Source organism: Hymenobacter montanus, assembly GCF_014699115.1.
Classification (GTDB): Bacteria; Bacteroidota; Bacteroidia; order Cytophagales; family Hymenobacteraceae; genus Hymenobacter; species Hymenobacter montanus.
Genome location: NZ_JACXAD010000007.1, coordinates 162,075 through 177,094, shown reverse-complemented (window position 1 = coordinate 177,094; position 15,020 = coordinate 162,075). Strand labels below are relative to the sequence as shown.

The window sequence follows — 15,020 nt, the reverse complement described above, 5'->3', positions numbered from 1 at the left end:
CCGCACGTGGGTTGGGCGGGTGGGTTCGCGCGGACTCGCAGAGTCCACGCTACAGGGCGTTACAACTACAAAGGTCCTCCCTAACATCAATCAAGTCCGGTCTTGATACTTGCCATCGTGTTGGCTGGGACCGGGGCGGAGCTTTGCTGCTGCGTTTAACTACGTTTACCCGTGCCTGCCATACTCGACCCACCCGCTACCCGCCGAGCCTGTGCCCACTGTGGCGACGGCTGCCCGGCCCACCTCCTGCTCCTGGCTGGCCAGCTCCTTTGCTGCGCCGTTCCTCGACTCCGAAGCGGCGCAGGCGCAGCCTGCAGGTGCTCCGCAATATAAAAGGAGGGCCTTATCCCGCGGGATAAGGCCCTCCTTTTATATTGCGGAGAATGGCGGCTTACTCCACCACCAGCCGCTGCTGGGCTACGCCCGCATCGGTGCGCAGCTCCAGCAGGTAGACCCCGGCCTTCTCCTTGCTCAGGTCGATGGTCGTGGACTTGGCGGCCAGGGCCGCGGCATCCAGCTCCTGCTTCACGACTTGCCGACCTACGACGTCGAGCACTCGCACCGTGGCGCCCGATTTCAGGCCCGGGGCCAGCTGCACCGTGAAGATGCCGGTGGCGCTGGGGTTGGGATACACGACCAAGCTCTTCTGCAGCGCCGCGTTGCGGCTGGCGAGGATGCTGACAGCCGTGTATTTGCCGATGTCAGAGCCACCAGCCGCCGCCGGAGTACCAGCGGCCCAACCCACCGTTCCGGACACGAAGCTCACGACCGAATAATCTTTTCCAGTTTCGAGCGTCAGCCAAGTAGCCCCGTAGTCGCGGCTAATGGACGCCCCACTATTACTAGCACTCGTTACGTCTCGACTCGGACCAACGGCTACGAGGGTATTTCCGCCGGGAATGGCCCGCACATCCGAACTGCGGAAGGGAGTTCTGGGCGTCTGATCGCGCCACGTGGCACCACCATCGGAGCTAAGATTCAGGGTGCCACCGTTAGTATAGGCTACTCCGTTGTTCGTATTGGCGAAAGCGATACCGGTGATAGGGCCAATACTAAACGGGATATTCGTGTCATAGCTAGTCCAGGTAAGACCACGGTCCGTGGATTTGAATACCCGTCCTGGTGAGCTACTAATTGCCTTAGCATACGTCGTAAACCAGATAGTATTTCCCACCGCGCAATAAGAACGAGATATTCCTGTTTCTGGATTATTGGCACTCAAACCAGCACTCCTGGGGACGCGGTTCCAGGTTGTGCCCCCGTTAGAGGTAGTATACACCTCAAAGAAACGCTCGGCACTAGCAGGCGTAATGTTGGGGTCGCCCATGCAGACCCCGTTCTGCGCATCGAAAAAGTGGATACTGTTGGCAAAGCCGTCGGGCGCGCCGAACTGAGTGCCGGCCAGAGCCGCCGATCCTGGCGTGGTGACCGGCGTCCAAGTGGTGCCCCCATTCGTGGTACGAACAATAACGGCGCCCCCACCGGCCGCACTGCTGCGGTTGAGCACCGCGAAAGCGGTCGTCGCGTTCAGCGCGAACAGGTCCGCCGCGCTATAACCGGTTAAACCAGCCGGAATCAGCGAGCCCCGTTGCCAGGTAGCGCCGCCGTTTGTCGTCCGCAGGTAGGTGCCAGAAGCAGCCGGCGGCCCGGCCAGCCCCCAGGCCGTATTGGCATCGATGGCCTGGATATCCAAAACTCTATCGCTTGCTCCCAGATTGGAGGCTTGCTGAGTGAAGGATTGGCTCTGGCCCGGCAGGCTCAGCGCGAGCAGGGCAAAGAGACTAAGTAAGGTTTGCTTCATGAGTGACAGTTGTTGTATTGGGAGTGAGAGAAAAAAAGGTACTTCTATTGCTGTTTCTAAGGAGTGCTACTATCCGACTGGACAAGTAGCTGCCACCGACGAAACACGGATTTGCGTCAGTACGAACCCAGTACGGGCTTGGGTGAGGAGGTTGAGAGCCTGTTGCCCAAACTATATACTCAGATCAGAAAATAAACCGATGAGTGGGCAGCAGGCAATTTCCAAAAACGGTGCCAATGATTCGGCGCCTGCAGCCTGGCGTCCGTAGCCCCGGCCCCTAACATCAATCAAGCCTGGTCTTGATGCTCGTCATCGTTTTGGCCGGGGCCGGAGCGGAGCTTTGCCGTTGCATTTAACCAAGCCTGCTCGTGTCTGCCGTACTCGACCCACCCGCTACCCACCAGGCCTGTGCCCATTGTGGCGACGACTGCCCGCCCCAGCCCCTGCTCCTGGCCGACCAGCCCTTTTGCTGCGCGGGCTGCCGCACCGTGTACGAGTTGCTGGATGCCAACAACCTTTGCACCTACTACCGCCTCGACGACAAGCCGGGCCTGAAGGTGCGGGAAGTAGAGCTGCCCGGCCGCTTCGACTACCTCGACGCCGAAGCGGTGCAGGCGCAGCTGCTGGCCTTCCGCTCGTCGGAGCGGGCCTGCCTCACGCTGCAGGTGCCCCAAATGCACTGCACCTCCTGCATCTGGCTGCTGGAAAACCTTTCCCGGCTGAACCCGGGCATCGTAGAGGCGCGGGTGCAGTTTCTGCGCAAGGAGATCACCATCACCTACCTCACGGCCGAAACCAGCCTCAAAGGCGTCGTGCAGCTGCTGACCGCCGTGGGTTACGAGCCACAGATAACCCTGGCCGAGCTGGGGGCGCAGCCCCACCGGGCGGAGCGCACGCTCTACTACCAGCTGGGCCTGGCGGCCTTTGCCTTTGGCAACGTGATGCTGCTGGCTTTGCCCGAGTACTTCTCCTTCGTAGAGGAGCTGCAGGTGGGCTTTGGGCGCTTTTTCGGCTACCTGAGCCTGGCCCTGGCGCTGCCGGTGCTGTTGTTCAGCGCCCGCGGCTTTTTCCGCACCGCTTGGCAGGGCCTGCGCCAGCGCTACGTCAACCTCGACTTTCCCATCAGCCTGGGACTGGCTTCGCTGTTTGCCGTCAGCACTTTTGCAGTACTAACTGGTAGCGGACCGGGCTATTTCGACTCGTTTACGGGCCTGGTGTTTTTCATGCTGATTGGCAAGTGGGTGCAGCAGCACAGCTACGACGCCCTGCGCTTCGACCGCGACTTTACCTCCTACTTCCCCGTGGCCGTGACGCGCCTCGGCCCCGCCGGCGAGCAGTCCATTTCGGTAAAAGAGCTGAAAGTGGGCCACCGCATCCGGGTGCGGCACCAGGAAGTGGTGCCGGCTGATGCCGTGCTATTGCGCGGGGCGGGCCAGATCGACTACTCCTTCGTGTCGGGCGAGAGCACGCCGGTAGCCCGCGCGGCCGGCGAGCTGCTGTATGCCGGCGGCCGGCAGTTGGGCGAGGCTATAGAGCTGGAAGTGGTTCGGGAAGTCAGCCAAGGCTACCTCACCCAGCTCTGGAACAACCCCGCCTTCGCCAAGGAGGAAGGCCACCACACGCTGGAAAGCTACGCCAACCGCGTGGGCCGCTACTTCGTGGCTCTCACGCTGCTGCTGGCTGCCGGCACGCTGGTCTACTGGGGCCACCGCGATACGGCCATGATGTGGCGGGCCTTCACCTCGGTGCTGGTCATTGCCTGTCCCTGCGCCCTGTCGTTGGCGACGCCCTTCGCCCTGGGCGCGGCGCTACGGATACTGGGCCGCCATCAGCTTTACCTGAAAAACTCCGCCGTAATCGAAACGCTGGGCCGCGCCGACACCCTGGTGTTCGACAAAACCGGTACGCTGACGGATACCAGCCAGGCGGCAGTGGAATACCAGGGCCGCCCGCTCACGGCATCGGAGCAGATGCTGCTGTCCACCGTGGCGGCGCAGTCGACACACCCGCTCAGCCAGCGCCTGGCCCGGGAGTTCGCCGCGGAGCCAGTTGAATTGACCAGCTGCCACGAAATTGCCGGGCAGGGAATCAGCGCCGTAACGGCCGACCGCCGCACCATACGGCTGGGAGCGGCCAGCTTCGCGGGCAGTAGCGCGAACTCCATAAGCCACGAGCCAGCACCAGAAACACCTGGCCCACGGAATCCGCATTCCCCCACCCCTGAGGCCCCGGAGACGCGCGTGTACCTTGCGCTGGATGGTGAACCGGCCGGCTACTTCACGTTTCGCAACGTGTACCGCCCGGGCCTGGCCTCGGTGCTGGGTGCGCTGGGCCGGCGGTATCGGCTGGCGGTGCTTTCGGGCGATACCGACGCGGAGCAGCAGCGCCTGCGGGGCTTGTTCGGCGAGGATGCGGAGCTGCGCTTCCGGCAGTCGCCCAGCGACAAGCTGGCTTACATCGCCGCCGAGCGGGCCCGGGGCCGCACCGTGGTGATGGTCGGCGACGGCCTCAACGACGCCGGCGCCCTGCGCGCCGCCGACGCCGGCATCGCGCTCACCGACCAACTCACCAACTTCTCCCCCGCCTGCGACGCCATCCTCGACGCCCGTGAGTTTGGCCGCCTGGCAACGTTCCTGGGCTTTTCGCGAGCCTGCCTGCGCGCGGTGCTGGTCACCTTCGGGCTGTCTTTCTGCTACAACGGCCTGGGGCTGGCGCTGGCCGTGCAGGGCCGCTTCACACCGATTGCGTCGGCCATTCTCATGCCCATCAGCTCGCTGAGCGTGATGGTGGTAGCTACCCTGCTCGTGCGCTGGGCCGCCCGCCGCCACCAGCTTTAACCCTGACTACTATGACCATCCTGTTTCTGCTGATTGGCATCAGCCTGCTGGTTGCCCTCACCTTTCTGGGCGCCTTCCTCTGGGCCGTGCGCAGCGGGCAGTACGACGACGAGTACACGCCCTCGGTGCGCATGCTCTTTGATGAGGAAGAACCTCACCACCCGTAGCGTGAGCCACCCCGTTCGCGCTACCGGTATTGACATCAATCAAGCGCGGACTTGACGTACGTCATACTGCCGGAATGAGGGCTGGAGGACCTTTGGAGTAATAAAACATCCACTTCATCTCCCATGCAAGTCGCTCCTCTCTCGCCCCTGGCCGCTCCCAAACCGCCGCTGGCTGAGCCCCGGCTCAGTGCGGCCATCGACGAGTTTTTCTACGATAACAAGATTGTCCGCGACTTCGGCATCGCTACCGTGTTCTGGGGCATCGCGGGTATGCTGGTGGGCATCCTGGCCGCCTTTCAGTTGGCGCAGCCCGAGGCCAACCTGCACACTGCTGCCACCACCTTCGGGCGCATCCGGCCGCTGCACACCAACGCAGTGATTTTCGCCTTCGTCGGCAACGGCATCTTTATGGGCGTGTACTACTCGCTGCAGCGCCTGTGCAAGGCGGCGATGTACTCCCGGAAGCTCAGCAGAATTCACTTCTGGGGCTGGCAGCTCATCATCCTCAGCGCCCTGATTTCCCTGCCCCTGGGCTACACCACCAGTAAGGAGTACGCCGAGCTGGAGTGGCCCATCGACATTGCCATCACCCTCATGTGGGTGGCCTTCGGCTGGAACATGTTCGGCACCATCGCCCGGCGGCGCGAGCGGCACCTGTACGTGGGCATTTGGTTTTACATCGCCACGTTCCTGACGGTGGCCGTGCTGCACCTGGTCAACTCGGCCGAAGTGCCGGTGAGCTGGATGAAAAGCTACTCGGCCTACGCCGGGGTGCAGGATGCGCTGGTGCAGTGGTGGTACGGCCACAACGCCGTGGCGTTCTTCCTCACCACCCCCTACCTGGGCCTGATGTACTACTTCCTGCCCAAAGCCGCGGGCCGGCCGGTGTACTCCTACCGCCTGAGCATCGTTCACTTCTGGTCGCTGATTTTCATTTACATCTGGGCCGGGCCGCACCACCTGCTCTACACCGCCCTGCCCGACTGGGCCCAGAGCCTGGGGGTGGCCTTCTCCGTGATGCTGATCGCGCCGAGCTGGGGCGGCATGATTAACGGCCTGCTGACGCTGCGCGGCGCCTGGGACAAGGTGCGCGAGGAGCCGGTGCTCAAGTTCCTGGTGGTGGCCGTCACGGCCTATGGCATGGCCACCTTCGAAGGGCCGATGCTCTCGCTGAAGAACGTAAACGCCATTGCCCACTTCACCGACTGGATTGTGGCGCACGTGCACGTGGGCGCCCTGGGCTGGAACGGCTTCCTCACGTTCGCCATGCTCTACTGGCTGTGGCCGCGCCTCTACCGCACCGAGCTGTATTCGAAAAAGCTGGCCAACGCGCACTTTATGGTTGGCACCATCGGCATCCTGTTCTACGCCCTGCCCATGTACTGGGCCGGCTTCACCCAGGGGTTGATGTGGAAGCAGTTCAACGGCGAGGGCATGCTGCAGTACCCCAACTTCCTCGAAACCGTGCTGCAGCTCGTGCCCATGTACTACCTGCGCGGCATTGGCGGGGTGCTCTACCTGAGTGGCGTGTTCCTGATGGTGTACAACCTGGTGAAAACCGCCCGGGCCGGCACCCTGCTGGCCGAGGAAAAGGCCCACGCCCCGGCCCTGGCGCCGGCCGAGCTGACTGAGGAGCACTCCGGCGGGCACTGGCACCGCTGGCTGGAGCGCCGCCCCCTGCAGCTGGCCATTGGCGCCACGGTAGCCATCCTCATCGGCGGGGCCGTGGAGATGATTCCGACCTTCCTGGTGAAGTCCAACGTGCCCACCATCGCCGCCGTGAAGCCGTACACCTCGCTGGAGCTGCAGGGCCGCGACCTCTACATCCGGGAAGGCTGCTCGAACTGCCACACCCAGATGGTGCGCCCCTTCCGCTCGGAAACCGAGCGCTACGGCGAGTACAGCAAGGCCGGCGAATTCGTGTACGACCGGCCTTTCCTCTGGGGCAGCAAGCGCACCGGGCCGGACCTACACCGGGTGGGCGGCAAGTACCCCCACTCCTGGCACTACAACCACATGCTCGACCCCACCAGCATGTCGCCCGGCTCCATTATGCCGCCCTACCCCTGGCTGTTCGAGAATCAGCTTGATTACTCGACCCTGCCCAGCAAAATCAGGGTGCTGCAGCGGCTGGGCACCCCCTACCCGGCCGGGTACGACCAACGGGCCGTGGCCGACGCCAAGCGCCAGGCCGAGGGCATCGCCCGCGACCTGAAGAAGGAAGAAATCGAGGTGATGTCGGACCGGGAAATCGTGGCCCTCATTGCCTACCTGCAGCGCCTGGGCACCGACATCAAAGTGAAGCCCGAGCAAGTGGCCGCCGCGGCGCAATAGCGCGGGCGTAGCAATCCGCGAATCCGGGCATTCCAACAAATCACCAAATCGCGGACTACCACGTCCGCACTGCCTTCATGTACAAGCAAGTTCTGCAATCCATCACCGGTATCGAGATATACCCGCTTATCTCCTTCGGCATCTTCTTTCTCTTTTTCCTGGGCCTGCTGGGCTACGTGGTGGTGGCCAACCGCCAGCACCTGCACACCATGAGCCAGCTGCCCCTGGCCTCCGACGAAGAAACTCTCCAACACCAACTAAACCACGACGTACTATGCTAACCACCCGCTTTTTTCTGCTCACAGCTGCCGGTTTGTTTTCCACTTTCCTGGCCTCTGCCCAATCGACTACCCCGGCCGGTCCTCAAGCCACCGACGTGCTAAGCTGGGTGACGTGGTGGGTGGCCGGCGTGGTGCTGCTGATGGCCCTCATCAACGGGGCGACGGCCACGGCCGCCGCGCAGCGCCAATACTCGGCCGCCGCGGCCGAGCAGACGCCTGCTCCGGTCGCGGGACCGGTAGCTCCGACTGAGCCCACGCCCGCCCACGCCCCGGCTCCCACTCCTACGCCCGCCTTCGCGGCGGCTGCCACCCCCGAAGCCATTGCCGCATGAGGGCCTTCCGTTACTTTCTGGGCGCGGCCGGCGTAGGGCTGCTGGCCGCCCGCCCGGCCTTGGGCCAGGCGGCGGAGGTGGTGGCGCGGACCCAGCCCGCCGGCCCCGGAACCGAGAAGCTGTTCTGGTTTGGGCTGAGTACGCTGGGACTGGTGCTGCTCGTGTTTCTGGTGCTATTTATGGCCCTGCTCCTCAACCTGAGGCTCGTGCTGCGCAAGGTATATGCCCTGCCCACGGTGCACGACACCTGGAGCGGCCGGGCCCTGGGCCTGCTCGTGGGCGACGCCCGCCTGGTAACCGGCGAGTACCGCGACGAGCTGATGGGCCACGACTACGACGGCATCACCGAGTACGACAACGACCTGCCGCCGTGGTGGAAGTACGGCTTCTACCTCACCATTGTGTTTGCCTTGGTCTACGTGGGCTACTACCACGTGGCCCGGTCCGGGCAGCTGCAACTGGCGGAGTACGAAACTGAGATGCGACAGGCCGCCCGGCTTGTATCGGCCGGCCCCGACGACCCCAACCGGCTCACCACGTACGCCGCCCTCTCGGCACCGGCCGATTTAAGCGCTGGCAAGGCCCTGTTCGTGACCAACTGCGCACCGTGCCACGGCGCCAACGCCGAAGGCAAAGTGGGCCCCAACCTGACCGATGACTACTGGCTGCACGGCGGCGAAATCAACCAGGTGTATAAAACCATCAAGTTCGGCGTGGCCAGCAAGGGCATGGTGGCCTGGAAGAGCAAGCTCGCCGGCAAGCAGATCCTGCAGCTAGCTTCCTACATCAAATCCCTGCAGGGTACGAAGCCAGCCAATGCCAAAGAGCCGCAGGGTGAGAAGGAAGCGGCCGACAGCAAGCCGGTCGCCGCTCAGTAGGGCGGACTCCGCAGGCCACAGCCATAGACCACACTACAAGCCTATTTGAGCAGCATTGGTTGCGCTAAAATTCCCTAGGCCGCGACCACAGACCACACATCAGCTAACTGTTCCCGGGCGGGCTGCGAAGGCCGCGCCCCTTATCCAATGGCCGCCATCAAGTACCAACCCAGCGACGACTTCCGCACCCACCTGTCAACGGTGGATGCCGCGGGCAAGCGCGTGTGGCTGTACCCCAGAAAGCCCCACGGCCCCCTCTACCGGGCCCGCCAGTGGCTCAGCGGGGGGCTGCTGGCGCTGCTGTTCGCGGGCCCCTGGCTGCGCTGCAACGACTTGCCCCTGCTCCTGCTCAACCTGCCGGCGCGGAAGTTTATCATCTTCGGCCAGATTTTCTGGCCCCAGGACTTCTTCATTCTGCTGGTGGGCGCACTGACGTTTGCGGTGTTCATCATCGTGTTTACCATCGTCTACGGTCGGGTGTTCTGCGGCTGGGTCTGCCCGCAGACCATCTTCCTGGAAATGGTGTTCCGCCGCCTGGAGTACTGGCTGGAGGGTGACGCGCCCCAGCAGAAAGCCCTGGACCGCGCGGCGCTAAGCTGGAACAAGCTCGGCCGCAAGGCTACGAAGCACGCGCTGTTCCTGCTTATCTCCTTTCTCATTGCCAACACCTTTCTGGCTTACATCATCGGCACCGATGAGCTGGGGAGGATAGTGACCGACCCACCCCGGCAGCACTTGGGCGGCCTGGTTTCAATAGTGGGGTTCACGGGACTGTTCTACGCCGTGTTTGCGCGGTTCCGGGAGCAGGTCTGCACCATTGCCTGCCCGTATGGCCGCCTGCAGGGCGTGCTGCTCGACCAGGACAGCCTGGCGGTGGCCTACGACTATCAGCGCGGGGAGCCCCGCGAAAAGATGCGCCGGAACCAGGCGCGCACCGCCGGCGACTGCATCGACTGCCAGCAGTGCGTGCAGGTGTGCCCCACGGGCATTGACATCCGCAACGGCGCCCAGCAGCTGGAATGCGTGAACTGCACCGCCTGCATCGACGTCTGCAACAACATCATGCACCTGCTGAACAAGCCCCCCGGCCTGATTCGGCACGCTTCCGAGCACAACATCGCCGAGGGTACCCGCTTCCGCCTCAACGGGCGGGTAAAGGTCCTGTCGGGGGTGCTGGGGGTGCTGGTAGCCGGGCTGATTTTCCTGCTGGCGTCGCGCTCCAACGTGCAGGCCACCGTGCTGCGCACCCCCGGCCAGCTGTTCCAGAAAACCACCCGCGGCACGATTACCAACCTCTACAACGTGTCCATCATCAACAAAACCAACCGCCCCTATCCCATTACGCTGCGGGTGTTGGAACCCGCCGGGGGCACCATCGCGCTGGTGGGGAATGAGGGGCTGCAGCTGCCGGCCCAGGGCATGACCGAAGGGGTGTTTTTCGCGGAGCTACCCAAGTCGGCACTGCATACCACCAACCAGAAAATCCGCATTGGCGTGTTCAGCGGCAACCAGCTCATCACCGAAACGAAAACCAAGTTCCTCGGCCCCATCCGGTAGCGCGGCCGCTGTGGTTCGTGCTGCTTCAATTCTCATGCCCGCTATACGCGGACTTACAAAGTCCGCGCTACTTCAACTTCTATGGCCGCCATACGCGGACTTACAAAGTCCGCGCTACTTCTATTCTCATGACAACCACTCGCCGCAACCTGTGGCCCGCCGCCATTATCGCCACTTTCGTGCTGTTCGCCGGCTACATCGGCTATATGGTGCAGCAGGCCATGCGCACCAGCGTGGACCTGGTCAGCGTCGACTATTACCAGCAGGAGCTGGCCTTCCAGCAGCGCCTGGAGTCAGTGGCCCGGACGGCCGCCCTGCCCGCCCCGGTGCGGGTAAGCTACCAGCCCGGGGCGCGACGCCTTACGCTGCAGCTACCACCCAGCCTGGCCGCGCAGGCAGTGCACGGCACGCTGCACTTCTTCCGACCTTCCGACCAGAGGCTGGATTTTAAGCTGCCCTTCGAGCCCACCGGCGATTCGGCCCGGCAGCACCTGAACACGAGCCGGCTGCGGCCCGGGCACTGGCGGCTGCGGCTGGATTTCACCGCAGGCCGCCAGCAATATTTCATCGAGCAAGAACTGACCATCTGAACCAGCCTCGCCAACAAGGAATAAACAGCTGACTATTAACACTATCATCATGCTTTGGGCGGGCTTCTTATTTGGGGTGCTGGGCAGCTTCCACTGCGTGGGCATGTGCGGCGCCATTGCCCTGGCCTTGCCGGGCAGCAGCTCCCGGGGCCGGTACGGGGCCGGGCGGGTGCTCTACAACCTTGGGCGGGTTACGACTTATAGCCTGCTGGGAGCGACCGCGGGCCTCCTGGGCCAGGGTCTGCGAGTGGCCGGCTGGCAGCAGGGCTTGTCGCTGCTATCGGGCGCCCTGATTCTAGGGCTGGTCGTGACGCCAAAACGCTGGCAGTCCCGCGGTGCGGCTTCACTGGGTTTAGACGTCGTGCTGGCCCAGGTGAGAAGCCGGCTGGGGTATTTCTACCGGCATCCTTCGCTGGGCGCCCTGTACGCCACCGGGGTGCTGAATGGCCTGCTGCCCTGCGGGTTGGTTTACGTGGCCCTGGCGGGAGCGCTGAGTGCGCCGGGCGTAGCCGGGGCGGCGGGCTACATGGCCTTTTTTGGCCTGGGCACCGTGCCCCTGATGCTGGCCTTATCCCTGACCGGGCAGTTGGTGCCTCTGGGGTGGCGCGGGCGGCTACGCCGGGCCGTGCCGGTGCTGGCAGCCGTGCTGGCGGGCTTGTTCATCGTGCGCGGACTGGGGCTGGGCATCCCCTACCTAAGCCCCCAAATGGGCAGTGTTACCACGGCCCCGGCTGGGCAGCCCCAGCCTGCCTCGGTGCACTACTGTCAGGGGCCGGTCGAGACTCCGGCCGAATAAGCCTATCCATATTCTAGCAGCTTGCTCATCAACTTTTTTCCGCCTCCTAACGCCATGCAAACCATCCTGGTGCCTATTGACTTCTCCGCGGCCTCCGAAAACGCGCTGGTTTACGCCAACAAGCTGGCTCTGCGCCTGCCAGCCGAAATCGTGCTGGTGCACAGCCGCACCGGTCGCCTCCTCCCCGCGGAACAGCAGACCGCTGTGCTTCACCGGCTTAAAGCCCTGGCCGAGCGTGTGCGCTACCAGCAGCTCACCCGGCAGAGTGGCCGCCGCATCAGCTACCGCTGTCACGTAAGCACTGAGCCACTGGCCGAGGCACTGGCAATGCTGGTGGCGGACTACCGGGCCAGCCTGGTGGTAGCGGGGCTGACGCTGAACGATTGTGCTACGAACCAAGCCCCTGGCAGCCCGCTGGCCCTGCTGCCCGAACGCGTGAGCTGTCCCGTGCTGCTGGTTCCCCTGGGCCGGCACGAGCTAGCCAGCCGGATAGTGATATCCGGCAACTTCGCCGGCCTGGATGGCAGCTACCTGCAATGGCTCAAGCCGCTGGCCAGCCCGGCCGGAGCGCACTTCAACCTGGTTCAGTTCCACGCGCCGACCAGCGCGGGCCTGGCTCCCCTCAAAAAGGCCCTGATCAGTGCCCGCGCCCATTTCGCGGATGCCACGGTGCACTTGCTGCCCGAGGAAGATACGCTCGAGGGCCTCAGCGACTTCAGCGCCGAGCACGGCGCGCAGCTGCTGGTGGTAACCACGGCCGACGGCTGCCTGGTGCGGCGCTTCTTCAACCCCCACTACACCAAAACTAACGCCTACCACCTACGCATTCCGGTGCTACTACTGCCCACCAGCACCGAGCCCACCCCCGCCTGCTGCGAGCAGTGCAGCCTGCGCCAGGCGGCGGAAGCCCGTTTACAGGCCTACTTGCTGGAACTGACTTGATTGCCCACGCCTAGCTGCCCCGGGTAATTGCACTCCTGCCTAATGTAAAGCTTTGCGGCTTCTTTGCTTCGCGCCCAGCCGCCCCGGGTAATTGCACAAGCCCTCTCAATCTACCTTCTCTTTTCAGCGCTGCCACCGGCGGCCCAGTAAGCCGCGACCTGACGCCCAACCGTTTCCGCTATGCAACCTGCCGAATCTATTCACCCCGCCCCCACTACCTCCAACGCCCGGACTTCCGTAGAGGCCTGGATGCGCCACTTTCAGGACTGGCTGTGCCAGCAGCTCGAGGCGGCCGATGGCGGCACGACCTTTCAGGAAACGCCCTGGGAACACGGCGAAGGTGGTGGGGGCCGCACCCGCGTCATCGGTAACGGCGCGGTGCTGGAAAAAGGTGGGGTGAACTTCTCCGCCGTCTGGGGCCGCCTGAGCGAGGCCGCCGCGCGCCAGCTGCTCATGCCCGACCCCGCCTACTTCGCCACCGGCGTGAGCGTGGTGCAGCACCCGCGCAGCCCTATGGTACCCATCTCCCACATGAACGTACGCTACTTCGAGGCCGGCAACGGCGAAGCTTGGTTCGGCGGCGGCCTCGACCTGACCCCGATTTACGTGGACGAGGCCCAGGCCCGCTGGTTTCACCAGCAGATTCGCGCGGTGTGCGAGCGCCACAACCCCGGCTACTACTCCCGCTTTAAGGACTGGGCCGATAAGTACTTCTACCTGCCCCACCGCCAGGAGACGCGCGGGGTGGGCGGCATCTTTTTCGACCGCCTCACCGTGGGCCAAGATGGCAGCTTTGACGAGCTGTTTGCCTTCGTGCAAGCCGTGGGGGAAGTTTACGGCCGCACCTACTGCGAGCTGCTGCGCCAGAACCGCGACCTTCCCTATGGCGAGTCGGAAACCCAGTGGCAGCTCCTACGCCGGGGCCGCTACGCGGAGTTCAATCTGGCCATTGACCGGGGCACCCGCTTCGGCCTGGAAACCGGCGGACGCACCGAATCCATCCTCATGAGCCTGCCGCCCCTGGCCGCCTGGACCTATGACTACCAGCCCGCCCCCGGCTCCCCCGAAGCCGTCACCCTAGCCTGGCTCCGCCAAGGCGTGAACTGGGTGCAGTAACGCGGACTCTGCGAGTCCGCGCGTGAACGATGCCCCATGGTTCTAACTCGCGGACTCGCAGAGTCCGCGTTACGGGGCTAAGGCAGCGAACAGGCCTTCAATCGGTCTGGTTTCGCCGCGCTGCAAGGCGGCTTTTAGCTGCAGCACCTGCCGCTTCAGCACCTTTTGCACCAACGCCTTCGTTGCTTCTTCCAGCAATTGAGACTGGGCCGGACTGGCGCTTTTGCGGAACCGGGCTAGCTCTTTTTGCCGCAGCTGCTCCAAGGCACTTTTCACCTGCTGAATAACCGGCGCGAGGCACAGTTCGCGGGCCCACTGGGCAAACCCGGCCTTGCTCTCCGCAATAATGGCCCGCACCTGCGGAATAGCCGCTACCCGCCGGGCCAGCGCCGCCGAGGCTTTGCTTTGGATGGAATCGATGTTGTACACCAGCACGCCCGGCACGTTCTCCACCTCAGCCGCAATGCTGCGCGGCACCGACAAGTCAATAAAGAACTTATGCGCTGAAATGGGGAGGCCCGACACCATTTCGGAGGTAAAAAAGGGGGCTGCCGCATTTAGGGAAGAAATAATGACGTCCGCGGCCCGCAGGCCCTGGCTTAGCTGCGCAAAGTCGAGCAACTGCACACCGCACTCAGCGGCCAGGGCAGCAGCTATGGCCGTGGTGCGGTTGCAAATCGTCACCTCGGCAAAACGCTTGCTTTTAGCGAAATGACGGCAGACATCGGCGCCTATCTCGCCGAGCCCCACAATGAGAACCCGCGGCCGGTCCATATGAGCGGTCAGCTCCCGCACCAGCTCCAGGGTCGCGTAGGAGGTGGACGCGGCACCGTCGCGAAACGCGGTTTCCTGCTGCACCCGCTTGCTGCTGCCCAGCACGGTGTGCAGCAGGCGGTGCAGAAACGGCCCGGCGGCCTGCGCGGCGGCCGAGCGTTGGTACGCCCGTTTCACCTGTCGGCTGATTTGCCGGTCGCCGACTACTTGGGCATCCAGGCCCAGGGCCACTTCAAACAGGTGCTGGACCGCTTCCGGCGCCGTGTTGAACGCGGTAAAGTAAGAGCGGTAGGCGGCCCCGTCGGCCAGCCCCGCCACTTGTCCTAAGGCTTTGATGATGGCCCCGCTCGGGTCGCCCTCGGCCGAGTAGTACACTTCGGTGCGGTTGCAGGTGCTGAGCACCAACAGGTCAGCCAGCCCAAGCTCGTGTTGCAGGGTGTGCAGCAGCAGCCGGCAGGCGGCTTCATCGAGCGCCAGCAGTTCCCGGATTGCCAATGGCGCTTTCTTGTAGGTAAGGCTAAGCGCCTTGAAAGGATAAGTCATAAGGAGGGCAGGGCTGAGCAGTGCAGGGTCAAATTTCCGCTCTGCCAGCGCGGAGGCCCATGATTATTCTTA

General features: G+C 63.8%; 13 protein-coding genes. 11 read left to right on the top strand and 2 right to left on the bottom strand.

Annotated features, from left to right (window positions below):
- Nucleotides 1-391: 391 nt before the first annotated feature.
- Nucleotides 392-1,801: a T9SS type A sorting domain-containing protein gene (locus IC235_RS08460; RefSeq protein ID WP_191004738.1), complete on the bottom strand. Its 1,410-nt coding sequence runs from the start codon at nucleotides 1,799-1,801 to the stop codon at nucleotides 392-394.
- 368 nt (nucleotides 1,802-2,169) lie between these two features.
- Here IC235_RS08460 and IC235_RS08455 point away from each other — a divergent pair, with 368 nt between their 5' ends.
- The 11 genes from IC235_RS08455 (at nucleotide 2,170) to hemF (ending at nucleotide 13,631) form a co-directional block, all read left to right on the top strand.
- Nucleotides 2,170-4,638 carry a heavy metal translocating P-type ATPase gene (locus IC235_RS08455; protein WP_191004737.1) on the top strand — a complete coding sequence of 823 codons (2,469 nt, stop codon included), beginning with the start codon at nucleotides 2,170-2,172 and terminating at the stop codon, nucleotides 4,636-4,638.
- An 11-nt stretch (nucleotides 4,639-4,649) separates the two neighbouring features.
- On the top strand, nucleotides 4,650-4,805 hold the full coding sequence (gene ccoS / locus IC235_RS08450) for a cbb3-type cytochrome oxidase assembly protein CcoS (RefSeq protein WP_191004736.1): 156 nt from the start codon (nucleotides 4,650-4,652) through the stop codon (nucleotides 4,803-4,805).
- Nucleotides 4,806-4,928: 123 nt separating this feature from the next.
- Nucleotides 4,929-7,139: a cytochrome-c oxidase, cbb3-type subunit I gene (gene ccoN, locus IC235_RS08445; RefSeq protein WP_191004735.1), complete on the top strand. Its 2,211-nt coding sequence runs from the start codon at nucleotides 4,929-4,931 to the stop codon at nucleotides 7,137-7,139.
- Between the two features lie 77 nt (nucleotides 7,140-7,216).
- Nucleotides 7,217-7,420 (top strand): hypothetical protein, encoded by a 204-nt coding sequence (locus IC235_RS08440; RefSeq protein WP_191004734.1) that lies wholly within the window; start codon nucleotides 7,217-7,219, stop codon nucleotides 7,418-7,420.
- Nucleotides 7,414-7,752, top strand: a complete 339-nt coding sequence (locus IC235_RS08435; RefSeq protein WP_191004733.1) for a hypothetical protein — start codon at nucleotides 7,414-7,416, stop codon at nucleotides 7,750-7,752. The genes IC235_RS08440 and IC235_RS08435 overlap by 7 nt, the downstream gene beginning before the upstream one ends.
- Nucleotides 7,749-8,630 carry a cbb3-type cytochrome c oxidase N-terminal domain-containing protein gene (locus tag IC235_RS08430; RefSeq protein ID WP_191004732.1) on the top strand — a complete coding sequence of 294 codons (882 nt, stop codon included), beginning with the start codon at nucleotides 7,749-7,751 and terminating at the stop codon, nucleotides 8,628-8,630. The genes IC235_RS08435 and IC235_RS08430 overlap by 4 nt, the downstream gene beginning before the upstream one ends.
- A gap of 147 nt (nucleotides 8,631-8,777) precedes the next feature.
- Nucleotides 8,778-10,187 carry a cytochrome c oxidase accessory protein CcoG gene (gene ccoG / locus IC235_RS08425; RefSeq protein WP_191004731.1) on the top strand — a complete coding sequence of 470 codons (1,410 nt, stop codon included), beginning with the start codon at nucleotides 8,778-8,780 and terminating at the stop codon, nucleotides 10,185-10,187.
- 128 nt (nucleotides 10,188-10,315) lie between these two features.
- Nucleotides 10,316-10,777 (top strand): FixH family protein, encoded by a 462-nt coding sequence (locus IC235_RS08420; protein ID WP_191004730.1) that lies wholly within the window; start codon nucleotides 10,316-10,318, stop codon nucleotides 10,775-10,777.
- Between the two features lie 49 nt (nucleotides 10,778-10,826).
- Nucleotides 10,827-11,573 carry a sulfite exporter TauE/SafE family protein gene (locus tag IC235_RS08415; protein WP_191004729.1) on the top strand — a complete coding sequence of 249 codons (747 nt, stop codon included), beginning with the start codon at nucleotides 10,827-10,829 and terminating at the stop codon, nucleotides 11,571-11,573.
- A 54-nt stretch (nucleotides 11,574-11,627) separates the two neighbouring features.
- Nucleotides 11,628-12,515 (top strand): universal stress protein, encoded by an 888-nt coding sequence (locus IC235_RS08410; RefSeq protein WP_191004728.1) that lies wholly within the window; start codon nucleotides 11,628-11,630, stop codon nucleotides 12,513-12,515.
- A 180-nt stretch (nucleotides 12,516-12,695) separates the two neighbouring features.
- A complete protein-coding gene (gene hemF, locus IC235_RS08405; protein WP_191004727.1) occupies nucleotides 12,696-13,631 on the top strand; it encodes an oxygen-dependent coproporphyrinogen oxidase in 936 nt (311 codons plus the stop codon).
- A gap of 69 nt (nucleotides 13,632-13,700) precedes the next feature.
- On the opposite strand, the gene hemA is transcribed toward hemF, so the two are convergent.
- Entirely contained in the window at nucleotides 13,701-14,948 is a 1,248-nt protein-coding gene (gene hemA / locus IC235_RS08400; RefSeq protein ID WP_191004726.1) for a glutamyl-tRNA reductase, read from the bottom strand.
- Nucleotides 14,949-15,020: the final 72 nt, after the last annotated feature.

Coding starts and splice junctions, on each gene's coding strand:
- ccoG (WP_191004731.1), top strand. CDS start 8,778: ATGGCCGCCATCAAGTACCAACCCAGCGACGACTTCCGCACCCACCTG.
- IC235_RS08435 (WP_191004733.1), top strand. CDS start 7,414: ATGCTAACCACCCGCTTTTTTCTGCTCACAGCTGCCGGTTTGTTTTCC.
- IC235_RS08410 (WP_191004728.1), top strand. CDS start 11,628: ATGCAAACCATCCTGGTGCCTATTGACTTCTCCGCGGCCTCCGAAAAC.
- ccoS (WP_191004736.1), top strand. CDS start 4,650: ATGACCATCCTGTTTCTGCTGATTGGCATCAGCCTGCTGGTTGCCCTC.
- IC235_RS08430 (WP_191004732.1), top strand. CDS start 7,749: ATGAGGGCCTTCCGTTACTTTCTGGGCGCGGCCGGCGTAGGGCTGCTG.
- IC235_RS08460 (WP_191004738.1), bottom strand. CDS start 1,801: ATGAAGCAAACCTTACTTAGTCTCTTTGCCCTGCTCGCGCTGAGCCTG.
- IC235_RS08415 (WP_191004729.1), top strand. CDS start 10,827: ATGCTTTGGGCGGGCTTCTTATTTGGGGTGCTGGGCAGCTTCCACTGC.
- ccoN (WP_191004735.1), top strand. CDS start 4,929: ATGCAAGTCGCTCCTCTCTCGCCCCTGGCCGCTCCCAAACCGCCGCTG.
- IC235_RS08420 (WP_191004730.1), top strand. CDS start 10,316: ATGACAACCACTCGCCGCAACCTGTGGCCCGCCGCCATTATCGCCACT.
- hemA (WP_191004726.1), bottom strand. CDS start 14,948: ATGACTTATCCTTTCAAGGCGCTTAGCCTTACCTACAAGAAAGCGCCA.
- IC235_RS08440 (WP_191004734.1), top strand. CDS start 7,217: ATGTACAAGCAAGTTCTGCAATCCATCACCGGTATCGAGATATACCCG.
- hemF (WP_191004727.1), top strand. CDS start 12,696: ATGCAACCTGCCGAATCTATTCACCCCGCCCCCACTACCTCCAACGCC.